The organism is Janthinobacterium sp. GW821-FHT03C08, assembly GCF_059420905.1.
The window spans coordinates 209,627-231,482 of the sequence record NZ_JBWKUP010000010.1 but is presented as its reverse complement, the minus strand read 5'-3'; the positions used below and the strand labels follow the sequence as shown (position 1 = coordinate 231,482).

The following is a 21,856-nucleotide window of genomic DNA, read 5'->3' as shown; positions in this document are numbered from 1 at the left end:
GACGGTGCTTACCGGCGGATCCCGTGGTGGTGCTTGCGGTGCGGTGGCGGCCCTGCATGCAGCGAGGGCATGTTTCAGGCGCTCTGGCTGATGAGGTTGCCCTTGGCCGATTCGAACGACTTGGCAATTTCCAGGGCTTCCTTGGTCGGTATCTGCCGCAGGACTTCTTTTGTTTCCTGATCAATCACCTTGACCACCGTGCGCTGGCTATCTTCGTCGATGGAAAATTCCAGGCCCTGGGTCTTGATTTGCGGCGACTGATTCAGCTCGGAAACGGCCTTGTGTAATTGATCACGGCTGGGTTCCCGGTTTTTTTCTGCCTGGCCCGCCTGCTCGGCAGCCGTTGCTGCGCGCGCCGGCACGGGACGTGCAGTCGGTGTGTCCGTCGAGTAACTTTTCTCAACTCTGGCCGCGGAGGCGGCCGCTATCGCGTCGATAGTCATGGTGCTCTCCTAGTGAAAATTCCCCTGCCGAAAAAATTCGGCAGGGGAACCTGAGTCCAGCGATGTAGCGAGGCTAATCGGGGATTAGCCGCGCAGCAGGCTCAGGACACCGTTCGGCAGCGAGTTTGCTTGCGCCAGCATGGCGGTACCAGCTTGTTGCAGGATCTGGCCACGGGTCAGGCTGGCCGTTTCTGCAGCAAAGTCGGTATCGACGATGCGGCTGCGCGACGAGGACAGGTTTTCCGTGGTCGATTGCAGGTTCGAGATCGCCGACGAGAAGCGCGATTGCAGAGCACCGTACTGAGCGCGCTGGCTGTTCACCGTGGCCAGGGCCGAGTCGGCGATTTTCAGTGCCAGCTGCGCGCCGTCGAACGTGGTCACGTCCAGCGACGATACGGCGTTCAGCTTCGAGGTGCCGGTCAGGGCCAGGCCCGAACCTGCATCCTTGACTTCAAAGCTCTTCGGCGAGTCGAAAATGACGCGGCCGTTGGCAACTGCCGTACCGGCGACGCCAGCGATCGAGAAACCGCCTGCAGCCGTTGGCACGTCTTTCGTCGTTGCCGTATCGGTTTTGTACGTGCCGACGCCCAGGATCGTGTTGGCGGTGGCGGCCGTATTGTTGACCGTGATGTCGTTGCCGGTAGCGTTGGTCAGCTTGATGCCCTTGTTGACGGAATCGTACTGTGCCGTCACGCCGGTATTGGCCGTTTGCGCATTGATGGCGCTGATGCCTGCGGCAAAGTCGCTGGCCGTCGTTGCCGTGCCGCCCACCGAGAAGGAAATGGCCACGGCGTTCGCGTTATCCGATTTCAGGGACAGCGAGTACGATTCCACGCCCAGGGTCAGTGCCACGTCGGTACGGGCTTCCGCCGTCACGCCGGTCTTGGCCGTCTGGCCGTTGATGCCGGCGGCGATTGCCTTGGCGCTGTCGCCGGCGACGGTCGTGTAGGTGCCCGAACCGAGCGAACCGTTGACGACGATGTCCTTGCCGCCCACGATGGTGGTGGCGGCAGCCGCCTGCACGGAATCGTTGGCGGTACGGTTGTTACCGTAGGTGTTGGTCAGGAAGTTCGAGCCGCTGGCCGAAATCAGCTGGTTGGCATCGGCGCCGACCTGGAAGTTGGCCGTGCCCATGGTGCCGTCCAGCAGCGCCTGGCCGTTGAACGAGGTGGTTTGGGCGATACGGTTGAGTTCCGAGCTCAGCTGGCCTACCTCGGTCTGCAGCGCCTGACGGTCGCTCGACGAGTTGGTGGCGTTCGACGATTGCACGGCCAGTTCGCGGATACGTTGCAGGATGTCGCCCGAGCTCGACAGTGCACCCTCGGCCGTCTGGGCCAGCGAGACGCCGTCGTTTGCATTGCGGGTTGCTTGGGTCATGCCGCGGATTTGCGACGTCATGCGGTCGGAAATCGCCAGACCAGCAGCGTCATCCTTGGCGCTGTTAATACGCAGACCGGAGGACAGGCGTTGCAGCGAGGTGCTCAGCGCCGATTGCGAGGTCGACAGGTTGCGTTGCGAGTTCAGGGAAGCGATGTTGGTGTTAATTACTGCAGCCATGTTAATTCTCCAGACAGGTACTACATTGCGCTATGTGCTAGTCACTTTGGCCTGCCCCGCTGTTCCGGGACAATCAAGCCGCTGTTGTTTAGGGTAACGGTTGCTCTGCGGGAAAATTTATGGCGAAAAACGCTTTAAATTTTATTTTTCAGCCCTTCAGTTTGTGGTGCGCCGCGCGCTAGACGACATGTTTTTCGGAAACTTGAGGGAAAAAATAATTTTATTTTCGCCGGGCCGCAACGGGCCGGGAACGATGGCATGCGCAGACAAATTGTGTTTTTGGTATGTTTCGTGCGGCGCGCGCCGGCCTTGCCGGGCAAGGCTGCATGAAAAATGCCGTCCGGCCTGGCGGCGGGACGGCATGCGGGCGGTGCCGGAGGGAGGTCAGTCCGCCACCACCACGCGGTTTTTGCCCGTCTGTTTCGCCTGGTACATGGCGCGGTCGGCGCGCTTGACCAGTTCGGCCTGGTCTTCGTTGGGGTGGCGCAGGGCCACGCCGGCGGAGAAGGTGATCAGCACTTTCTCGTTGTCGTGCAGGAAGAAGTGGCGCGTCAGCTCGCGCTGCAGCCGGGTCATCGTCGAGGCGGCCGCGTCGACCGTCGTTTCCGGCAGCAGGATGAGGAATTCCTCGCCGCCAAAGCGGGCGATGACATCCATCGAGCGCAGGGTTTCCTTGACGATCTTCACCAGATGTTTCAGCGCCGCATCGCCGGCCAGGTGGCCATAGGTGTCGTTCAGGCGCTTGAAGTCGTCCAGGTCCAGCATGGCGATGCACAGGGGCGTGCCGCGGCGGTCCGAGCGGGCCGTTTCGCGCTCGAACACGTCGTCCAGGCCACGGCGGTTCAGGCTGCCTGTCAGCTGGTCTTCCCGCACCAGTTCGCTCATATGCTGCAGCTTGGCTTCCAGGGTGTGGATGCGCTGTTCCGCATCCTGCACTTCCTGGCGCGCCAGCACCATTTTGTCGCGTGCGCGCAACGCTTCGTTCTGCACCATGCGCGTTTCGCGCAGGACTTCGTCGAGCACGCTGTTCAGTTCGCTGATGTTTTCCGCCTGGCTGATCTTTTCCGAATAGCCGCCGATCTTTTCGTGGAAGTCGCCCGTGCTGGCCGCCACCTGGCCCAGGCGGTCGATGAAGGTCATCATCATGTTCTTGACCGTCAGCTTGACGTCGGACAGGCTGTGCTTGAGCTGGCCCTGCTTGTAGATGACTTCCTTCAGGCTGCGCGTGGCGTCTTCCAGCGCGCGCTGGTCCAGCGGGCCGGCGATCAGGTTTTGCACGGCGTCGACCTGGCCGCGCAGCCAGCTGTCGTCGTCCAGCAGCTGGCTGACGTTGTCCAGCAACAACTTGAACAGGCGCAGCAGCAGTTCCTGCTGCTCGGCCGTGTCGCCGCTCTTCAATTCGATCTGGTAGCACAGCTGCTTCAGGCGCAGGGCCGCTTCGTTCAGCGCCTCTTCCGTGTGCGCCTGCTTGATGGCGGCGCCCAGCGATTCGGCCTCTTCCACCAGCGCGGGCGTGCCCGTCAGCAGGGTGGCGACGGCAAAGCCCAGGGTGCGGCTGAGCAATTCGCGCAGGGTGCGCGTCTGTTCGCCGTCCGGCAGGGGCGGTAATTCGATGCCGCCGCCTTTCTTGACTTGCCTTTCCGCCAGCTGCGCCAGAGTGCGCGCATAGCTGTCCCAGTCGCGCGCCTTCAGGGCACGCTGGAAGCGCCGGCCAAAGTCGCCCAGCTCGCCTGCCGATTCGCTCATCTTGGCGGCAAATTGCGTCAGGACATTTTCCGCGCCGCCGTCCAGCGGGGCGCTGGCGGCCAGCACGGCGGCGGGGGCGGCCGGCGTGTCGGCGGCTTCGGTGATGCCGGCGATTTCATTGTAGATGTCGCGGTAGGCGCCCGGCGTGGGGGCGATGCGCCGCGTCGCCAGGCGGCGAAAGGCTTCGCGGGCGATATCGGCCGGATTCATCGGTGCGGCGCCGGTGGTATTCGTGGCGCCAGCGGGTGCGTTTGCTGGCGAAGATGGCAATTTACTGGACATGTAGGCAAAGCCTTTTTAGATATATTCTAATTATCCCCATGATATGCGAGTTGGCAAAGAACTTATTGTGCGAGAAGCACGGAGAAGTGCGCCCAATTCGCCAGATGCCAGCGCGCATGCCGCCTTGGCGCCTGCCGGCGCCCGCCGTGGCGTCAATCCACCAGCTGGTTGCGGATGGCGTAATGCGTCAGTTCGGCGCTGTTCTTGAGCTTCATCTTGACCAGCAGGCGGGCGCGGTATTCGCTCACGGTCTTGACGGACAATTTCAGTTCCTCGGCGATGGCGCCGACGGCCTTGCCCGAGGCAATCATCACCAGGGTCTGGTATTCCCGGTCCGACAAGGTGTCGTGCAGCGCCGTTTCATGGTCTTCGCCCACCGTATTGGCCAGTTCCTGGGCCAGCGAGGCGCTGATGTACTTCAGGCCGCCCGCGACCTGGCGGATGGCCGTGACCAGCTCGCGCGGCGCGCTCTGCTTGGTCAGGTAGCCGGCGGCACCCGCCTTGAGCGAGCGGATGGCGTACTGGTCTTCGCGGTGCATGGACAGCATCAGCACGGCCAGTTCCGGCTTTTCCTTCTTGATCTGCTTGAGTACGTCGATGCCGCTGCGGTCGGGCAGGGAGATGTCGAGCAGCAACACCTGGCATTTCGAGCCACGGAACAGCTTGATGGCGTCGTGGCCGTTTTCTGCCTCGCCGGCCACGATGATGTCTTTCGTGTCGGCGAGGATCTGCTTCAAGCCTTCGCGCACGATCGCATGATCGTCGGCGATGAATACCCGGATGGTGGCTTTTTCTTTCATGACTACGTTGTTTCCTATCTGAATCACTCGCGCCAGCCAGGGTCTTGCGGCGGTTCGCTGTGCGCTGGCGCGCTGGCTGCAGCCGCTATTATCGCCTCTCGCGGCGTGGACAGACGGATTTTTATGCTCAGGACCGTGCCGCCGTCCGGCCCGTCCATCAGGCTCAGGACGCCGCCGAGGGCACTGGCGCGCTCGGCCATGCCGCGGATGCCGAACGATTGCGGCTTGGCGCGGTCGGACAGGCGCATGCCCACGCCATCGTCGGCGATCGTCAGGCGCAGCTGCTGGCGCTGGCGGGCCAGGCGCACGCTCACCTTGCCGGCCCGCGCGTGCTTGGCGATATTCGTCAACGCCTCCTGGGCGATGCGGAACAGGCTGGTGGCCTGGTCCAGTTCCAGCTCGATGTGCTGGCGGTTCGAGATGAACTGGCATTCGATGCCGGCCTGGCGCGCGAATTCCTTCACCTGCCAGTCCAGCGCGGCGACCAGGCCCAGGTCCAGCATGGACGGGCGCAAGTCCAGCGAAATGCGGTGCACGGCGTCGATGCTGCGGTCGACCAGCGCATCGACATAGTCGGCCTTTTCCTGCAGCAGCGGGTCGTCCGGCGGCAGGCGCCGCGTCAGCATGGCCAGGGCCATCTTGATCGCCGTCAGATTGCCGCCCAGGTCATCGTGCAGTTCGCGCGCCAGGCGCGTGCGTTCGTGCTCCTTGACCTTGTCGATATGCGCCGTCAGCTCGGCCAGGCGGGCGCGCGACTGGCGCACCTCGATCTGCTCGAGCCGGCTTTCCGTGATGTTCGTCATGATGCCTTCCCACTGCACCGTGCCGTCGGCCAGCGCGCGCGGCGTGGAGCGCAGGTTGATCCATTTCACGTCTTTCCAGGCATCGACCCAGATGCGGCCTTCCCAGTTCCAGCTCCACAGGGCAGCCTTCGACGCCAGCATCGAGTCCAGGTAGGAGGCGCGGTCATCGGCGAGGATCAGCTGGAAGAACAGTTCCGGGTGGGCATGCAGCTGCGCCGGACCCAGCCCCAGCAGGGCCTGGCAGCCATCGCTCAGGTAGGCAAAGGACGCCCGTCCATCCGCATGCAGGCAGAACTGGTACACGAGGCCGGGCGTATTCGAGACGATGGCGTTGAAGCGCGACTGCACCTGCGCCAGGGCGGCGGCCGTCGCCTGCGGCGTGCGCAAGTCTTCCGCCACGGCCAGGATCAGGGCGCGGCCCTGGCGGCTGGCGCGCGACAGCTGCAGCGACAGCGAATACAGGCCGCCATCGCGGCGCTGCTGCTGCAGGTGCAGCCGGGCTTGCGCACCGATGGCGTCGTCCAGGCCCGCCAGCACGGCGGCCAGCCGGGGCGCTTCCAGTTGCGGCGCCAGGCTGAAAACCGTCATCGCCTGCAATTCGGCGCGCGCGTAGTGCAGGTTGGCGCAGGCGGCATCGTTGGCGTCCAGCAATTGCAGGCTGGCCGCGTCGTACAGGTAGATTTCTGCCGCCGCGGCGCGCATGGCGTCCGCCAGCCGGGGAGTGTCGTGCATGGGTTGGCCTTTCTTCATCAGCGGCGGGCGCGCCAGAAGGCGGCAAAACGGCGCAGCACCCTTGCCGGACGGGAATTATGGCGGCCCGGCGTGCCCTTGCGCAAGCGCTGCCACCAGGCGCGGCGGGCGCGGCCCAGGGCGGCCGACAAGCGGCTGACGCGGCGCCACGGGCGCGTGGCGCGCAGGCGGCCGATCCAGCGGTCCTTGGTTTCCATGAACAGGCCATGCCAATGGGCAAACCAAGGCAGGCTGAGGAGGGTGGGGCGCGTGAGCGAATACAGGCGCGCGACGGCGGCCGCGCCGCCCAGCTTGGCGATGACGATCACGCCGATGCCGGAAAACGCATGGCCGCGCGCGATGGCCAGCAGGGCCAGCAGCTTGACGGGGAACAGCAGCACGGCCGGCAGCACGAAGATGGCCAGCGCCCAGTAGGGCGGCAGGCGCTTGATCCATGCTTCCAGGGCATGCAGGGGCGGGAACTGCGCCACCACCTGCATGATGCGCGCGCCCGTCGCCCACAGCCATTCCTCGACGAGCAGGAAGATGGCGGCCAGGTAGACCAGCGGCGCGAACAGCCAGCGCCTGAATCGGTAGAATTTTTTCATCCGTCTCCGTGCGGCGGCGCGGGATGGCCGCCCTTGCCCCGATGATACGTCAAAAAAGCCCGCTTGCCCCTGCTTGCCGTGTGCCGGCAGGCGCCTGGCAGGGCTACAATAGACGCATGAATAAAGCCTTTGTAAAAGAATCCGACAACGACGACGATGAGGAAGCGGCCGCCCTGGCGCTGGCCATTCCCGCCGGCGCGAAGAACTACATCACGCCGGCCGGCTACCAGCGCATCAAGGAAGAGCTGCTGCAGCTGATCGACGTGGACCGTCCGGAAGTGGTGCGCATCGTCCACTGGGCGGCGTCGAATGGCGACCGCTCGGAAAATGGCGACTATATCTACGGCAAGCGGCGCCTGCGCGAAATCGACCGCCGCATCCGCTTCCTCACCAAGCGCATGGACCTGGCCGCCATCGTCGATCCCAGCGTGCACCATGGCAACGACCAGGTGTTCTTCGGCGCCACGGTTACCTACCGCACCAGCGACGGCGAAACGCACACCATCACCATCGTCGGCATCGACGAATTCGACCCGCTGAACGGCAAGATCAGCTGGATCTCGCCCATGGCCCGCACCATCACCAAGGCGCGCGAAGGCGACGTGATCACCCTCAACACGCCGCAGGGCGAGCAGGAACTGGAGTTGCTGGAAGTGACGTATCCGGCGCCGGGGGAAACTTGAGCTGATGCTCGCGGCATGAAAAAACGGCTGGGCAGAGAATCTGGCCAGCCGTTTTTTTTTAATTGCGCTCCCGGAGTATCCGGTTCACCCCGGCGACCCGGCGCACATTGCGCAGCAGGGCGGCCAGGTGGACGCGGTCCTTCACCTGCACGGTGAAGCGCAGCTGGTCGAGCACGTTGTCCTTGTCTTCGTCCATGCCCACGTAGATGATGTTGGCGTCCGATTCGCCGATTTCGGCTGCCACGCGGGCGAGGATGCCCCGCTCGCTGTTGATCAAGACCTTGATGCGGCAGTCGAAGCGACGGTTCAGTTCGGTTCCCCAGCGCACGGCGATCCAGCGGTCCGGTTCCTTGGCGCGCTGGCGCTTCGCTTGCGAGCAGTCGCTCGTGTGCACGAGCAAGCCCTGGTCGCGGCGCAGCTGGCCGATGATCTGGTCGCCGGGTATCGGCAGGCAGCACGGCGCCAGTTGCACGGAGACGCCTTCGCTGCCGCAGATGGTGACGGGGTCCAGTTCGCTGCCGCTGTTGTGTTCCACGGGCATGCTGGCCGCTTCGCCGCCGATCAGGCCGAAGATGTGGCGCGCCACCAGCGTGGCCATGCGCTTGCCGATGCCGATGTCCGCGTACAGCTCGTCCATGGAATTGGCGCTCGACTCGTTGAGCAGGCGCTCCACCAGCGGCGCCGGCAGGTCGGCGTCGATGTTCAGCGTCTGCAGCGCCTGCGACAGCAGCTGCTGGCCCAGGGCGATCGATTCGGGCAGGTTGATCGTGCGCAAATGGTGGCGGATGGCCGAGCGGGCCTTGCCGGTGCGCACGAAGGACAGCCACGTCGGGCTGGGGCGCGACGAGGAATCGGTGATGATTTCCACGATGTCACCATTGTGCAGCTCGGTGCGCAAGGGCGAGGTTTCGTTGTTGATTTTGACGGCCACGGTCTGGTCGCCGATGCCCGTGTGGATCGAGTAGGCGAAGTCGATGGCCGTGGCGCCGCGCGGCAGGGCGATGATCTTCGACTTCGGCGTAAACACGTAGACGGAATCGGGGAACAGGTCGACCTTGACGTGTTCGAGGAATTCGGCCGAGTCGCCCGTCTGCTGCTGGATGTCGAGCAGCGATTGCAGCCACGCATGCGTGCGCTGCTGCAGGTCGGACGGGTTCGATTCGCCGCTCTTGTACAGCCAGTGCGCCGCCACGCCCGATTCGGCCGTGCGGTGCATTTCCTGCGTGCGGATCTGGAATTCGACGGGCGTGCCGTAGGGACCGATGACGGTCGTGTGCAGCGACTGGTAGCCGTTCAGCTTGCGGATCGCGATGTAATCCTTGAACTTGCCCGGCATGGGCTTGTACAGGCTGTGCAGGGTGCCCAGGGTCACGTAACAGTCGGCAAAGCTGCCCACCACCACGCGGAAGCCGTACACGTCCAGCACTTGCGAGAACGACAAGTGCTTGTTGCGCATCTTTTTGTAGATGTCGTACAGGGTCTTTTCGCGGCCCGTGACTTCGGCCTCGAGCTCGGCCATGGACAGGGTGCTCTTCACCGCTTCCATGATCTTGTTGACCACTTCGCGCCGGTTGCCGCGCGCCGCCTTGACGGCTTTCGCCAGGGTGCGGTAGCGCATGGGGTACAGGTGCGAGAACGACAGGTCCTGCAGCTCGTGGTAGATATTGTTCAGGCCGAGGCGGTGCGCGATCGGCACGTACACTTCCATGGTCTCGCTGGCGATGCGGCGCTTTTTCGCGGCCGTCATGAAGTCCAGGGTGCGCATATTGTGCAGGCGGTCGGCCAGTTTGATCAGGATCACGCGCACGTCGGAGGCCATGGCCAGCAGCATCTTGCGGAAGTTTTCCGCCTGCGCCTCGATCTGGCTCTGGAATTCGATCTTTTCCAGCTTCGACAGGCCATCGACAAGGTGCGCCACGGGCGCGCCGAAGCGCTCGATCAATTCTTCCTTCTTGACGTCCTGGTCTTCCATGACGTCGTGCAGCAGGGCGGCCATGATGGCTTGCGCGTCGAGCTTCCAGTCGGCGCAGATTTCCGCGACGGCGATCGGATGCGAGATGTACGGCTCGCCCGAACGGCGCATCTGGCCCAGGTGCATTTCGTCGGAGAAGCGGTAGGCTTCCTTGACTTTTTTCAGGTCGGCGGGAGACAGGTATTCGGCCAGCTTGTCGGCCAGGTGGCTGACGGAGGCGACGCCGAGGGCGGGCGCTGGCGGTGCTGCGGAGGCGGTCCCAGCGGACGTGCCGGTGCCGGGCGCGCTAGCGCCCTGCGATTTTGCCGCCTGGCGCGGGGCCAGGGGCGGCAGTGCTGCGGAAGTCGTGTCGGCTGGGGTCAGACTCATAAAACGTCGCGTTGCTTCACAGTGTGAATAAAGGATACGGTAGAACCAGGGGTCAGCACTGTTCCGGCACGCGGGCTCCCAATTACATCGGGACCTTTTTCAGCATTTCGATGCCGACTTTACCGGCAGCGATTTCGCGCAGTGCGACAACGGTAGGCTTGTCCTTGGCTTCCACCTTGGGGGTGTGGCCTTGCAGCAACTGACGTGCGCGATAGGTCGCAGCCAGGGTCAGCTGGAAACGGTTAGGGATCTGCTTCAGGCAATCTTCGATTGTGATACGGGCCATAGTAACTCCTAAAATTTTTGCGTGGTGCTGTGTATGAACTGGCGTGCCGTTGCAGCGTTTTTACTCTGCGTGCAGGCCCAGCTGGGCGAATAGCGATGCGTTACGGGCCGCTTGTTGCGCAAACCGGCAACGGGCCGCTCTCACGATCGCGCTCAGTTCGGACAAAGCGACCGTAAACTCTTCATTGATAATAACATACTCGAACTCGGGAGCGTGTGCGATTTCGCCGCCGGCCGCCAGCAGGCGGCGCGTGATCACGTGCGGCTCGTCCTGGCCACGCTTGTTCAGGCGCTCTTCCAGCGCATCGATGGACGGCGGCAGGATGAAGATGCCGGCCGCGCGGGGGAATTGCTTGCGCACCTGGCGCGCGCCCTGCCAGTCGATTTCCAGCAGGATATCGGTGCCGGCGGCCATTTGCTGTTCCACCATGATGCGCGAAGTGCCGTAGTAATTGCCGTGCACTTCCGCCCATTCCAGGAATTCGCCCTGGTCGGCGCGCGCGACAAAGTCTTCCGCCGTCGTGAAATAGTACTCGCGGCCATGCTGCTCGCCCGGACGGGGGGCGCGCGTGGTGGTCGAGATCGACAGCTTGATGCCGGGCTCTTGCGCCAGCAATGCATTGACCAGTGTCGATTTGCCGGCGCCCGATGGCGCGGCAACCACGAACAGGCTGCCGGAGAAGGCGGTAGGGTGGCTCATGCGGATCTTTCCATAATCGTGTTGTCGGCGCGGCTGCCTGCGCAGGCGGCGCCCAATCCGGTATTTTACCAAGAGGCAAGGCACTGGGCCAGCCCCTGCCCGTGGCTTGATCAAAAACAAACCGGCCCGGCGGATTTCAGCGGGGCAGCCGTCCCAGCGCGATTTCGCCCGCATTCAGGACGATGGCGCGCCCGTTCACGTCGGTGCAGTCGCGGTTGTTGATGCGCACGACCGTGCTGTCGACGGACACTTCCGCGCCCAGGCTGCTGCGCGAGCAGATGCGGTAAGAGGCGGCGTCGGCGCCCGTGTAGATGGCGGCGCCCCGTTCCTTGAGCGCGAAGCATCCGGACGCGCAGCCCTCGATCGCGTAGGGCGACGGCAGTTGCGCCGTCTGCGCCTGCGCGCCGGCCGCCAGCAGTGCCAGGGCGGCGCAGGCGCATGTCCATGGGCGCAGGGTGGCCATGGCTTATTCCAGGTTCTGTACTTGTTCGCGCATCTGCTCGATCAGCAGCTTCAGGTCCATCGAGGCGTCGGCCAGTTCCTTGACGGAGGCCTTGGCGCCCAGGGTATTGGCTTCGCGGTTCAGTTCCTGCATCATGAAATCGAGGCGCTTGCCCACCTGTCCGCCCTTGGTCAGGATGTGGCGCGTCTCGCCCAGGTGCGCCGACAGGCGCGCCAGCTCTTCCGAGACGTCGATGCGGATGCCATACAAAATCACTTCCTGGCGGATGCGTTCCATGGCGTCCTGGCGCGACAGGGCCGAATTCGAACCCTGGCTGGCCAGGCCCAGCGCATCCTGCATGCGTTCGATGGCTTTTTGCTGGAAGGCCGCCACCACTTGCGGAATCAGGGGCGTGATGCGCTTGACGATGGCTTCCATCGCTTCGATGCGCGATACCAGCACGGCTTCGAGCGCCGCGCCTTCGCGCTTGCGGCTTTCGACGAAGGCGGCCACGGTGCGGCGGGTCAGCGCGCCCACGTCCGCCTGCAGGGATTCCTGGCCCACTTGCGCCTCTTCGATGACGCCAGGCCAGCGCAGCAGTTCAGCCACCGTCATGACGGGGGCGGAGACGAAATGCTGGCCCACTTCGTTTTGCAGGCGCGCCAGCTCCGTCAGCAGGGGCAGGTTCAGCGCCTGCGTGCCGGCGGTGGCGGCCTTGCGGCCAAAGCTCAGGCGTACCTCGACCTTGCCGCGCGTGATGGCGGACATGACGGCGGCGCGCAAGTCGGGCTCCAGCGCCCGCAGATCGTCGTTGATCCGGAATTGCAGGTCGAGAAAGCGCGAATTGACGCTCTTGATTTCAATTGTCAGTGTGCCTGCAGCACCTTCGCTGGTGGCAACCGCGTAGCCTGTCATGCTTGAAATGCTCAAAGGATTCCCCGATTTGATCTTGTATACAGTCACTTATACACTTAATCAGCCAGCGCAGGCAATACCTGCCCTTGCCGTAAAACAGGCCCGGATCGTCCGATGGCCTGAAAATTGCTGAATAGTGTGCGTTTTACGGCATTGTAAAGAAAATTGTGTATGGCGGGGCAGGATTGTAGGGATCATGTGTGCAGCGCGCGCCCTGGCGGCCTTGCGTTGTTGCATGACTGCAAATATGCGCCGGCGCGGTGGTAGAATCGCTGCCGCCACCCCAATCACACAGGATATTCCATGACATTTGAATCCCGCCCGAGCGGCCGCGCCGTCGACGCGCTGCGCGCCATCCGCATCACCCGCCAGTACACCAAGCATGCCGAAGGCTCGGTGCTGATCGAGTGCGGCGACACCAAGGTCATCTGCACCGCCAGCATCGAAGACAAGGTGCCGGGCTTCCTGAAAGGCAAGGGGCAGGGCTGGTTGACGGCCGAGTACGGCATGCTGCCCCGTTCGACGCACACGCGCATGGACCGCGAAGCGGCGCGCGGCAAGCAGTCGGGCCGCACGCAGGAAATCCAGCGCCTGATCGGCCGCTCGCTGCGCGCCGCCTTCGATTTGCAGGCCTTCGGCGAACGCACGCTGCACCTCGATTGCGACGTCATCCAGGCCGACGGCGGCACGCGCACGGCCTCCATCACGGGCGCCATGGTGGCCGCGTATGACGCGTTTTCCCAGCTGCAGGCGCGCGGCGCCATCGCCGCCATCCCCGTGAAAAGCTTCGTCGCTGCCATCTCCGTGGGTGTCTACCAGGGCATGCCGGTGCTGGACCTGGACTACGTCGAAGACTCGGGCTGCGACACGGACATGAACGTGGTGATGACGGAAGCGGGTCACTTCATCGAAGTGCAGGGCACGGCCGAAGGCGCCGCCTTCGACCGCGCCGGCATGAACCGCCTGCTGGACCTGGCGCAGGGCGGCATCGCCGACCTGATCGCCCTGCAGAAGCAGGCATTGGGCATCTGATCTTTACATAGATTTACATGCTGTCGCCCGCCCGGCGGGCAAAATTCTCCGCCGCTGCCGCTTTTTGTCGCAGCGGCGGGGCGCGGTAAGGGGAGCGCAAAAGGTTTACAATGTCGGCACTTCATACAGCCCCGCAGTTCCGCGCAGGGCTGGCCCAACCCGGATATTGTCACATGACCCAACGCCTCATTCTCGCCTCCAACAACGCCGGCAAGCTCAAGGAATTCAACGAGCTGCTCTCGACCATCGGTTTTTCCGTCCACGCCCAGGGCGAGTACGACGTGCCGGAAAGCGACGAGCCATTCCATACCTTCGTTGAAAACGCGCTGCAAAAGGCGCGCCATGCGGCTCGCCTGACAGGGCTGCCGGCGCTGGCCGACGATTCCGGCGTGTGCGTCAATGCGCTCGGCGGCGCCCCGGGCGTGTATTCGGCCCGCTATGCGGGCGAACCGAAGTCGGACGCGGCCAACAGCGCCAAGCTGATCGCCGACCTGGAGGCGCATGCCGACAAATCCGCGTATTACTATTGCGTGCTGGTCTACGTGCGCCACGCGGACGATCCGCAGCCGGTGATCGCCGACGGCCGCTGGAACGGCGAGATGATTGCCGCGCCGCGCGGCCAGGGCGGCTTCGGCTACGATCCGCATTTCTATATCCCCGCCCTGGGCAAGTGCGCGGCCGAACTGACGTCCGATGAAAAGAACGCGCTGTCGCACCGGGGCCAGGCCCTGCGCGCACTGGTGGAAAAGCTGCGATGATCCCGATCAAACTGGTGGGCGCCGCTGCCAAGTCAGCCGCCAAGCCCGGCGCGTCCCCGGCGCCGCAGGAAGGCATTTCCGGCGCGGCCGGCGCGGCGCTGCGCTATCTGCAGCCGGGCGCCCTGAACCTGGCGGCGCTGCCGCCGCTGTCGCTGTACATCCATTTCCCCTGGTGCGTGAAGAAATGCCCGTACTGCGACTTCAATTCGCACGAAGTGCGCGGCAGCTTCCCGGAAGAGGACTACCTGGCGGCCCTGCGCCTGGACCTGGAAATGGCGCTGCCGCTGATCTGGGGCCGCAAGATCCACACCATCTTCATCGGCGGCGGCACGCCCAGCCTGATGTCGGCGGCGGGGCTGGACCGCCTGATGTCGGACGTGCGCACCCTGCTGCCGCTGGAGCCCGATTGCGAAATCACCATGGAAGCCAATCCGGGCACGTTTGAAACGGAAAAGTTCAAGTCCTACCGCGCCAGCGGCATCAACCGCCTGTCGGTCGGCATCCAGAGCTTCAATGGCCGCCACCTGCAGGCGCTGGGCCGCATCCATGACGACAACGAGGCGCGCCGCGCGGTGGATATCGCGCATGCGCATTTCGACAATTTCAACCTCGACCTGATGTACGCGCTGCCCACGCAAACTCTGGCCGAGGCGCAGCAGGACCTGGAAACGGCGCTGGCGTTCGCGCCGCCGCACCTGTCGCTGTACCACCTGACCCTGGAGCCGAACACCCTGTTCGCCAAGTATCCGCCCGTGCTGCCGGACGACGACGAGAGCGCCGACATCGCCGACATGGTGGCCGCGCGCGCGGCGCAGGCGGGCTATGGCCGCTACGAAGTGTCGGCCTACGCCCAGCCGGGCCGCCAGGCCAGGCACAACCGCAACTACTGGGAATTCGGCGACTACATCGGCATCGGCGCCGGTGCCCATTCCAAAATCTCATTCCCGCACCGGGTACTGCGCCAGGCCCGCTACAAGCAGCCGAAGGCCTACATGGAGGCGGTCGCCGCCGGCCAGCCGGTGCAGGAAGAGCGCGAGCTGGCGCGCGAGGAGATGGGTTTCGAATTCATGCTCAATACGCTGCGCCTGACGCAGGGTTTTTCGCCCAATCTGTTCTCCGAGCGCACGGGCCTGGCCATCAACGCCATCGAACAGCCGCTCAATGCGGCCGAGGCAAAGGGCTTGCTGTACCGCGACCATCAGATCATCCGCCCGACGGAGCGGGGCCTGTGCTTCCTGAACGACCTGCAGCAGATGTTCCTGGAGGATTAATGGATCAATGCGGGGCGACGGCGCGCAGGCGCTGCAGCTTGGCCGCATACAGCGTGTGGTCGCTGTGCGTGGTGCTGTTGTCCATCGCCAGTTCCAGCTGCTTGTCCGCCTGCGCCAGCTGTCCCAGGCGGGCATAGGCCTGCGCCAGCCAGAAGTGGAATTCGTGGTAATAGGGATCGCGCGCGATTTCGCGTGAAAACAGGCGGATCGCCTGCACGTAATCGTTTTGCTGCATGGCCGCCTTGCCCAGGTTGAAATAGTAGAAGGGCGGCTGCGGCTGCAGCGCCAGCAGGCGCCGCCGCAGCGGCAGCGCTTCCTCGCGCAGGCCTGACGCTTCAAGGGCCTGCGCCAGGTTCGACAGCAGCACCGTGTTATCCGGCGTGCGCGCCAGCGCATGGGCCAGCGTGCGCCGCGCTTGCGCCAGGTCGCCATGGCGGAACTGGATCACCCCCAGGGTGTTGTAGGCGCCGCTGAACGAGGGGTCCTGCAGGAGGGCCGCCCTGGCCCACCAGTATGCCTGGTCCAGCCGGCCCTCGCTCATGGTTTCGGCGGCGCGGTTGTTCATGTACATGGCCAGCACCGTCGCTTCGCTGATTTCGCGCGTGCGGTAGCCCGCCACGTCGCCGGACGGCAGGAAGTCGATCACCATCATGCCCCTGGCGTCGTAGTTGTTCGGATTGTCGCCCTGGCGCTGGCCCAGCACCAGGTTGACGTGGCCGGCGACAAAATACATGTCGCCGCTGCGGCTCCAGCTTTCCTCGCCCAGCACATCCTGGTAGCGCACCTGCAAGCCCATTTCATGCGCCAGCGCCGCCGTCATGATCACCAGCGACAGGCAGTTGCCGCTGCGTGCGTCGAACGTTTCGCGCGCATTGCGGGTCATGGCCGCATCGTATTCGAGCTTCAGCCGGGATTTGTCGTACAGGGCCTCGTACAGCGCCACGCGGGGATTGCCGTCGCGCGCCGCGTGCCGCACATCCGTCTGCACGTACTGGCGCATGGCGTCGCTGAGGGCGAAGACCTGGCCGGCATCGATGGCGGCGGCCGGCGCAAAATCGCTGTCGTTGAAGATGGGGGGCAAGCTGGCGGGCGGTGCGGCGGCGCAGGCGGCCAGCGCGGCGCAGAGGAGGACGGCAAGCAGACGCCCGATGTGCCGGGCGCTGGCAACGCATACAAAATAAGGGCGCATGATTTTTCCCCGAGGGGCGTCCGCGTTCTTGGCTGCATGGTGGCGCGCCCGTCCCACCTGAAACCAGTATCGGCGCGCCGGTGGCCGCTGTCAAATACTTTCAGCGGCCCGGGGCAGGGAGGTCAAGGGCCGCGGCCGCGATGCCTAAAACTCTTCCCAGTCCTGGTCGCCGGCGATGTGGGACGGCGTTTTGTGCGCCGCAGCACCGGCCGCCCCGGACGCGGCCGGCTTGCTGGCCGTCGCCTGGGGCGGGCGCTGCGGCGCCAGGCGCGGCGTGGCGGCAGTGGCGGCCCTGGCCGGCCGCGCGGCGCGTGCCGGCGCTGCCGCCGCCGCGTGTTCGAGCTGGAAGCCGGCCGCCACCTGCGCCAGCCGGGCCGCCTGGTCCTGCATGCTTTCGGCGGCGGCCGCCGCTTCCTCCACCAGGGCGGCGTTCTGCTGCGTCACCTGGTCCATCTGCGCGATGGCCTGGTTGACCTGGTCGATGCCCACGCTTTGTTCGGCGCTGGCGGCCGTGATCTCGGCCATGATGTCGGTGACGCGGCGCACGCTGTCGACCACTTCGCCCATGGTGCTGCCGGCCTGCTGCACCAGGCGCGTGCCGTTGTTGACCTGTTCCACCGAGTCGCCGATCAGGGCCTTGATTTCCTTCGCTGCGGCAGCGGACCTTTGGGCCAGACTCCGCACTTCCGTGGCGACGACGGCAAAGCCGCGTCCCTGTTCGCCCGCGCGCGCCGCTTCCACGGCAGCGTTCAGCGCCAGGATGTTGGTCTGGAAGGCGATGCCGTCGATGACGCCGATGATGTCGACGATCTTCGTCGACGCAGTGTCGATGGCGCCCATGGTGTCGACCACCTGGCTGACGATGCTGCCGCCCCGTTCCGCTACGCCCGACGCCGCCACCGCCATCTGGTTGGCCTGGCGCGCATTGTCCGCGTTCTGCTTCACGGTGCTGGTCAATTCCTCCATCGACGATGCCGTCTCTTCCAGCGAACTGGCCTGCTGCTCCGTGCGCGCCGACAGATCCTGATTGCCGGCGGCGATCTCGCCCGACGCCGTGGCGATCGCGTTGGTGCCGCTCTGCACTTCCGACACCACCTTGCGCAGCGCTTCGTTCATGCCGTGCAGCGCGCGCATCAGGTCGCCGATTTCATCGCTGGCGGCAGGACCGAAATGCGTGCGCAAGTCGCCGTCGGCCACCGTTTCGGCCACCTTCACGGCCGACTGCAGCGGCACGGTGATGGAACGGGTGATCAGCCAGGCGCAGACGCTGCCCAGGGCCACCACCAGCGCGCACAGGGTCAGCAGCAGGGTAAAGCTGCGCTCATTGGCCGCCTCGATCGCCTGCGCCGTGGCGTCGATGGCCTTGCGCTGCTGCGCCAGCAGTGCCTTGACGTTGTTCTGGTAATTGGCGGCGGCCGGGGCGAAGCTGTCGCGGTAGGTGCTTTCCGCCTGCGCCGCGTTGCCCGCCTTGCGCGTATTCATCACCAGGGTCTTGGCATCCTGGTACTTGACGCGCTCGGCGATGGAAGCCTTGAAGATGGCTTTTTCTTCCTCGCTGTCGAGCAGGGCCTCGATTTTCTTCAGCAGCTCGCCGCCCTGTCTGGTGCTGTCGGCGATGGTCTCGGCGAAGACGCTCGACAGGGTTTGATCCGTGCTGCGGGCGATCATCGAGGTGCGCGCGATGGCCGAATAGATCAGCACGTACCAGTCCGACACGAGGCGTTCCTTGGCCAGCGGTTTTTCCATCATTTGCCGGGTCGCCTCGGCATTCACATGGGCGCTGTACAGCGCGTACGAGGTGGAAATGACGGACAGCAGCAGCACCAGCGCGAAACCCGCTGCCAGGCGCGTGCCGATACGAAGGTGGGAGAGGGCGTGCATGTCGGACTCCTGTCGCAGAGGGATTTAAATTGCCTGTGCGACATAGTATGCACCGATTAGTGACCGATAGGCGAGGGAAAACCGCGCCTGTTCTGGCCCTGTTGCAGGCGCACCCGTGCTACAGGTCGCCCGCCAGGCGCAGGTCCGGCTGCTCTGCCCAGCGGGCGAAGGCGGCGGCCATGCGCTCGCTTTCGGCGATGGCGCGGCGCCAGTCGCGCATGCGTGCCGCGTGGTCCTGGCCGTAATGGGGAAAGTCGCGCCGGTCCGGCAGTTTGCCGTTCGGCAGGCTGGCGACGAAGGCGGGCGAGGGCGAGACGAGGATCATGTTGTCGAGCGCGCTATCGCCGGCCCGCGCACGGCGCCACGGCATCGCCTTGTCCAGCCAGCCCGGCACGATGTGGTCGGCGAAATGCGGATACAGCACCAGGTCCGGTTCGCGCTGGTAGGGCAGGTGCAGATGGTAGTCGACCAGGCCGCCGTCCCAGTAGCGCCCGGGCGGCGCGCCGGCGATGCCGGTCACGGCGTCGAGCACCAGCGGGATGGAGCCGGAGGCCAGCAGCGCGTCGCGCAGGTTGTCCTGCGCCAGGGGCACGAAGTGGGAGTGAAAGGCGTCGAAGCGCGAACGCAGCCAGCTGGCGCCGTCCGCTCCCGCGTGGAAGACCACGCGTTCGAGCGAGGCGGCCAGGCGTGCCCGCGCCACGGCGTTGCTGGCCGCCGCCAGCAGGAAGCCGCGCCGGTCGCGCCAGGTGCCCGGCTGCGCCAGTGCGCCGATGCCGCGCACGGCCAGCACGCCCAGGCTGTGCTGGCCGTGCTGCAGCAACTGCGCATCCTGGCCATCGAGGACGGCGTCGAGCAGGGCGCGGCAGGTGCGGCTGACGTGCGCCGGCGCGGGCTTGTCCGGGTAGCGCTGGCCCACGTATTCGCGCACCAGGCGGCGCTGCGCGGCGACGGGGTCGGGAAACACGCCGGCGGCCATGCGCCAGGCGCCGATCGAGGCGCCGACGAAGTGGCGCGGGCGTGGCGCCTGCGGCAGGAAGTCGCCGAACAGCCAGCAGTCGAGCTGGTGCAGGATCAGGCCTTTCGGTCCGCCGGCGGCGGCAGGCACGATGGCGATGTCGCTGGCGCGCAGCCCGTGTGCGGCGATGCGGGCGCGGGCGCGGCGGCCCAGGCGGATGGTGATCGGTGATTGCATGGAATATGGCAGCGGGATGCAGTAGGGAAAACGGACTCTGGCTTTGTATTTTACTGCAGCATGGCGCTGCGCCCCAGTGGCGCGCGTCATGGTCACATTGTTACTATTAGTGATTTTCTTTTGAATAAGCATTCTCTTGAGAAATATTGCATAATGCTCCGCGTTAAGTTTTTGGCATGTGCCAAGGCTGCGTGACGCCCTTTTTTTGACTGGAGCCGTATGCAATTGAATCACGCTGTTGTTTTGACCCTCGTCGCCGCTTCGCTCGCTGCCTGCGGCGGTGGCGATGCTTCTTCTCCTGCCGACCCGGCCGTCGCCGTGAACCCGCCCGTGGCGCCTGTCACGCCGCCGGTGACGCCCGTCACACCGCCCGTGACGCCGCCGGTGGCGGTGCCGGATCTTGGCGCCGTCAGCGCGCCTTTCGCCAAGGCCAATGTCGCGCGCTACATGGTCAATTCGGTGGGTGGCCAGAACAGCGGCGTGCTGCGCAGCGTGGTGCAGGACAGTTCGGGCGCGCTCAGCGAAATTTCCGGGATCGCCTTGACGGGCGCCGATGCCGCCACGCGCAACATCAGCGGTGATGCCAGCTTTGCCCAGGGGCGCTGGATCAAGGGCGCGGTCACGTCGTCGTCCGGCAACTACACTTTCGAGGCCGTCAACGCCAGCACCCATTATGTCGTCTACAACGTGCTGGCGGCGCTGCCCGCGAGCGGCACGGTCAGCTGCGACGCGGGCGTCTTCACCGCGCCCAACTACACGGGGGGCTTGAGCGGCTGGCAGACGACCTATTTCGGCACCGCCAGCGGCAGCGGCAGCATGGCTTTCGATGCCTCCGGCGCCAAGGTGAGCGTGACCATCGATACGCAGGCGGGCGGCAGCAGCGGCCAGTTGAAGGGCAGTACCGTGTTCAGCCCGTCCATGCCGGAGGCGATGGCCGTCACCGGCATGTACCTGGCGAGCGGCAATGGCATGCAACTGATGCTGGGCGACGGCGGACCGGGACGCTATCTGCTGGTGGTCGGCTACAAGACCACGCTGGCCAATGGCGCCAATTACCAGGGCGTCGCCACCTTCCGCTGTTCCTGACGGCGCTTGACGGCACCTGCTGCGCGTCGCGATCGGCGGCCGCTCGCAATGGTGCTGCCAGCCGCCGTGAGGTCAACGAGGACGGCTCAAAATAAGAAAAGCGGCGCCGTGCATTGCACGGACGCCGCTTTTTTTTACGCCGGCGGGAATTAACGCAGGGCGGCGATCATCTGTTTCAGCTTGCCGGAATCGACGCAGAAGGCGCGGATGCCCTCGGCCAGCTTTTCCGTCGCCATCGCGTCTTCATTCATCATGAAGCGGAAGGCTTCCTCGTTCAGCGACATCTGCACGATGTTGGCGGACGGCGCCGCTTCGACGCTCAGCTTGCGCTCCACGGGCGCATCGCTGTCGGCCAGCTTTTGCAGCAGGTCGGGGCTGATGGTGAGCAGGTCGCAGCCGGCCAGTTCGAGGATTTGCGAGGTGTTGCGGAAGCTCGCGCCCATGACTTCGGTCTTGTAGCCGAACTTGCGGTAGTAGTTGTAGATGCGCTTGACGGACTGCACGCCCGGGTCTTCCGCGCCCACGTAGTCGATGCCCGTCGATTTCTTGTACCAGTCGTAGATGCGGCCGACGAAGGGCGAAATGAGCTGCGCGCCCGCTTCGGCGCAGGCAATCGCCTGGGCCAGCGAGAACAGCAGGGTCATGTTGCAGCGGATGCCTTCCTTTTCCAGGATCTGGGCGGCGCGGATGCCTTCCCAGGTGGAGGCGATCTTGATCAGCACGCGCTCGCGCGCAATGCCCGCGTTCGAATACAGGGCGATCAGGTCGCGGCCCTTGGCGACGGTCGCTTCCGTGTCGAACGACAGGCGCGCATCGACTTCGGTGGAGACGCGGCCGGGGATGGTTTGCAGGATTTCCACGCCAAAGGCGATCAGCAGGCGGTCGATGATCTCGGCGGTGGAGGCGTTCGGATGGTCGCGCACGGCCTTTTCCAGCAGCGGCTTGTATTCATCCTTCTGCACGGCCTTCAGGATCAGCGAGGGATTCGTCGTCGCGTCGCGCGGCGTATAGGCCTGGATCGATTGGAAGTCGCCGGTGTCGGCCACCACGGTAGTAAATTGCTTCAGTTGTTCGAGTTGGTTCATGGCTGCACGGGAAAGAGTGAATGGGCTT

Annotated in this window: 20 protein-coding genes; 5 read left to right on the top strand and 15 right to left on the bottom strand. The window is 64.9% G+C overall.

Features of this window, described 5'->3' with window-relative positions:
* Positions 1–74: 74 nt before the first annotated feature.
* From AC07VL_RS16430 to AC07VL_RS16405, 6 genes are all read right to left on the bottom strand, one after another.
* Positions 75–443 (bottom strand): flagellar protein FlaG, encoded by a 369-nt coding sequence (locus tag AC07VL_RS16430; protein ID WP_494806799.1) that lies wholly within the window; start codon positions 441–443, stop codon positions 75–77.
* Positions 444–527: 84 nt separating this feature from the next.
* Positions 528–2,000, bottom strand: a complete 1,473-nt coding sequence (locus AC07VL_RS16425; protein ID WP_494806798.1) for a flagellin N-terminal helical domain-containing protein — start codon at positions 1,998–2,000, stop codon at positions 528–530.
* A gap of 384 nt (positions 2,001–2,384) precedes the next feature.
* A complete protein-coding gene (locus tag AC07VL_RS16420; protein WP_494806841.1) occupies positions 2,385–3,956 on the bottom strand; it encodes a GGDEF domain-containing protein in 1,572 nt (523 codons plus the stop codon).
* 224 nt (positions 3,957–4,180) lie between these two features.
* Positions 4,181–4,828 (bottom strand): response regulator, encoded by a 648-nt coding sequence (locus AC07VL_RS16415; protein ID WP_290604428.1) that lies wholly within the window; start codon positions 4,826–4,828, stop codon positions 4,181–4,183.
* Between the two features lie 23 nt (positions 4,829–4,851).
* Positions 4,852–6,363, bottom strand: coding sequence for a sensor histidine kinase (locus AC07VL_RS16410; RefSeq protein ID WP_494806797.1), 1,512 nt, complete (start codon positions 6,361–6,363; stop codon positions 4,852–4,854).
* Positions 6,364–6,380: 17 nt separating this feature from the next.
* The gene (locus tag AC07VL_RS16405; protein ID WP_494806796.1) at positions 6,381–6,968 is read right to left on the bottom strand and encodes a hypothetical protein; all 588 of its coding nucleotides are present in this window, start codon (positions 6,966–6,968) and stop codon (positions 6,381–6,383) included.
* A 116-nt stretch (positions 6,969–7,084) separates the two neighbouring features.
* Here AC07VL_RS16405 and greB point away from each other — a divergent pair, with 116 nt between their 5' ends.
* On the top strand, positions 7,085–7,651 hold the full coding sequence (gene greB / locus AC07VL_RS16400) for a transcription elongation factor GreB (RefSeq protein ID WP_494806795.1): 567 nt from the start codon (positions 7,085–7,087) through the stop codon (positions 7,649–7,651).
* 58 nt (positions 7,652–7,709) lie between these two features.
* Here the strand turns inward: greB and AC07VL_RS16395 are convergent, their stop codons facing one another.
* From AC07VL_RS16395 to AC07VL_RS16375, 5 genes are all read right to left on the bottom strand, one after another.
* Positions 7,710–9,992 (bottom strand): RelA/SpoT family protein, encoded by a 2,283-nt coding sequence (locus AC07VL_RS16395; RefSeq protein WP_494806794.1) that lies wholly within the window; start codon positions 9,990–9,992, stop codon positions 7,710–7,712.
* An 82-nt stretch (positions 9,993–10,074) separates the two neighbouring features.
* Entirely contained in the window at positions 10,075–10,278 is a 204-nt protein-coding gene (gene rpoZ, locus AC07VL_RS16390; protein ID WP_010400723.1) for a DNA-directed RNA polymerase subunit omega, read from the bottom strand.
* Between the two features lie 60 nt (positions 10,279–10,338).
* Positions 10,339–10,977 carry a guanylate kinase gene (gmk, locus tag AC07VL_RS16385; RefSeq protein ID WP_080753685.1) on the bottom strand — a complete coding sequence of 213 codons (639 nt, stop codon included), beginning with the start codon at positions 10,975–10,977 and terminating at the stop codon, positions 10,339–10,341.
* A 136-nt stretch (positions 10,978–11,113) separates the two neighbouring features.
* Positions 11,114–11,440 carry a hypothetical protein gene (locus AC07VL_RS16380; RefSeq protein WP_494806793.1) on the bottom strand — a complete coding sequence of 109 codons (327 nt, stop codon included), beginning with the start codon at positions 11,438–11,440 and terminating at the stop codon, positions 11,114–11,116.
* A gap of 3 nt (positions 11,441–11,443) precedes the next feature.
* Complete coding sequence (locus AC07VL_RS16375; RefSeq protein WP_494806792.1) at positions 11,444–12,334, bottom strand: YicC/YloC family endoribonuclease; 891 nt, start codon at positions 12,332–12,334, stop codon at positions 11,444–11,446.
* 303 nt (positions 12,335–12,637) lie between these two features.
* Here AC07VL_RS16375 and rph point away from each other — a divergent pair, with 303 nt between their 5' ends.
* From rph to hemW, 3 genes are all read left to right on the top strand, one after another.
* Complete coding sequence (gene rph, locus AC07VL_RS16370; protein WP_034787067.1) at positions 12,638–13,366, top strand: ribonuclease PH; 729 nt, start codon at positions 12,638–12,640, stop codon at positions 13,364–13,366.
* Positions 13,367–13,539: 173 nt separating this feature from the next.
* On the top strand, positions 13,540–14,124 hold the full coding sequence (rdgB, locus tag AC07VL_RS16365; protein ID WP_494806791.1) for an RdgB/HAM1 family non-canonical purine NTP pyrophosphatase: 585 nt from the start codon (positions 13,540–13,542) through the stop codon (positions 14,122–14,124).
* Positions 14,121–15,395, top strand: coding sequence for a radical SAM family heme chaperone HemW (hemW, locus tag AC07VL_RS16360; RefSeq protein WP_494806790.1), 1,275 nt, complete (start codon positions 14,121–14,123; stop codon positions 15,393–15,395). Before rdgB ends, hemW begins: the two co-directional genes overlap by 4 nt.
* 4 nt (positions 15,396–15,399) lie before the next feature.
* Here the strand turns inward: hemW and AC07VL_RS16355 are convergent, their stop codons facing one another.
* The 3 genes from AC07VL_RS16355 to AC07VL_RS16345 form a co-directional block, all read right to left on the bottom strand.
* Complete coding sequence (locus AC07VL_RS16355; protein WP_494806789.1) at positions 15,400–16,584, bottom strand: tetratricopeptide repeat protein; 1,185 nt, start codon at positions 16,582–16,584, stop codon at positions 15,400–15,402.
* 144 nt (positions 16,585–16,728) lie between these two features.
* A complete protein-coding gene (locus AC07VL_RS16350) occupies positions 16,729–18,465 on the bottom strand; it encodes a methyl-accepting chemotaxis protein (protein WP_494806788.1) in 1,737 nt (578 codons plus the stop codon).
* Between the two features lie 118 nt (positions 18,466–18,583).
* Entirely contained in the window at positions 18,584–19,657 is a 1,074-nt protein-coding gene (locus AC07VL_RS16345; RefSeq protein WP_494806787.1) for a patatin-like phospholipase family protein, read from the bottom strand.
* Between the two features lie 219 nt (positions 19,658–19,876).
* Between AC07VL_RS16345 and AC07VL_RS16340 the strand changes: the two genes are divergently transcribed.
* Complete coding sequence (locus AC07VL_RS16340) at positions 19,877–20,743, top strand: hypothetical protein (RefSeq protein WP_494806786.1); 867 nt, start codon at positions 19,877–19,879, stop codon at positions 20,741–20,743.
* Between the two features lie 149 nt (positions 20,744–20,892).
* On the opposite strand, the gene tal is transcribed toward AC07VL_RS16340, so the two are convergent.
* Entirely contained in the window at positions 20,893–21,828 is a 936-nt protein-coding gene (tal, locus tag AC07VL_RS16335; protein ID WP_494806785.1) for a transaldolase, read from the bottom strand.
* Positions 21,829–21,856 lie beyond the last annotated feature (28 nt).

Coding starts and splice junctions, on each gene's coding strand:
- AC07VL_RS16430 (WP_494806799.1), bottom strand. CDS start 443: ATGACTATCGACGCGATAGCGGCCGCCTCCGCGGCCAGAGTTGAGAAA.
- AC07VL_RS16425 (WP_494806798.1), bottom strand. CDS start 2,000: ATGGCTGCAGTAATTAACACCAACATCGCTTCCCTGAACTCGCAACGC.
- AC07VL_RS16420 (WP_494806841.1), bottom strand. CDS start 3,956: ATGAATCCGGCCGATATCGCCCGCGAAGCCTTTCGCCGCCTGGCGACG.
- AC07VL_RS16415 (WP_290604428.1), bottom strand. CDS start 4,828: ATGAAAGAAAAAGCCACCATCCGGGTATTCATCGCCGACGATCATGCG.
- AC07VL_RS16410 (WP_494806797.1), bottom strand. CDS start 6,363: ATGCACGACACTCCCCGGCTGGCGGACGCCATGCGCGCCGCGGCGGCA.
- AC07VL_RS16405 (WP_494806796.1), bottom strand. CDS start 6,968: ATGAAAAAATTCTACCGATTCAGGCGCTGGCTGTTCGCGCCGCTGGTC.
- greB (WP_494806795.1), top strand. CDS start 7,085: ATGAATAAAGCCTTTGTAAAAGAATCCGACAACGACGACGATGAGGAA.
- AC07VL_RS16395 (WP_494806794.1), bottom strand. CDS start 9,992: ATGAGTCTGACCCCAGCCGACACGACTTCCGCAGCACTGCCGCCCCTG.
- rpoZ (WP_010400723.1), bottom strand. CDS start 10,278: ATGGCCCGTATCACAATCGAAGATTGCCTGAAGCAGATCCCTAACCGT.
- gmk (WP_080753685.1), bottom strand. CDS start 10,977: ATGAGCCACCCTACCGCCTTCTCCGGCAGCCTGTTCGTGGTTGCCGCG.
- AC07VL_RS16380 (WP_494806793.1), bottom strand. CDS start 11,440: ATGGCCACCCTGCGCCCATGGACATGCGCCTGCGCCGCCCTGGCACTG.
- AC07VL_RS16375 (WP_494806792.1), bottom strand. CDS start 12,334: ATGACAGGCTACGCGGTTGCCACCAGCGAAGGTGCTGCAGGCACACTG.
- rph (WP_034787067.1), top strand. CDS start 12,638: ATGACATTTGAATCCCGCCCGAGCGGCCGCGCCGTCGACGCGCTGCGC.
- rdgB (WP_494806791.1), top strand. CDS start 13,540: ATGACCCAACGCCTCATTCTCGCCTCCAACAACGCCGGCAAGCTCAAG.
- hemW (WP_494806790.1), top strand. CDS start 14,121: ATGATCCCGATCAAACTGGTGGGCGCCGCTGCCAAGTCAGCCGCCAAG.
- AC07VL_RS16355 (WP_494806789.1), bottom strand. CDS start 16,584: ATGCGCCCTTATTTTGTATGCGTTGCCAGCGCCCGGCACATCGGGCGT.
- AC07VL_RS16350 (WP_494806788.1), bottom strand. CDS start 18,465: ATGCACGCCCTCTCCCACCTTCGTATCGGCACGCGCCTGGCAGCGGGT.
- AC07VL_RS16345 (WP_494806787.1), bottom strand. CDS start 19,657: ATGCAATCACCGATCACCATCCGCCTGGGCCGCCGCGCCCGCGCCCGC.
- AC07VL_RS16340 (WP_494806786.1), top strand. CDS start 19,877: ATGCAATTGAATCACGCTGTTGTTTTGACCCTCGTCGCCGCTTCGCTC.
- tal (WP_494806785.1), bottom strand. CDS start 21,828: ATGAACCAACTCGAACAACTGAAGCAATTTACTACCGTGGTGGCCGAC.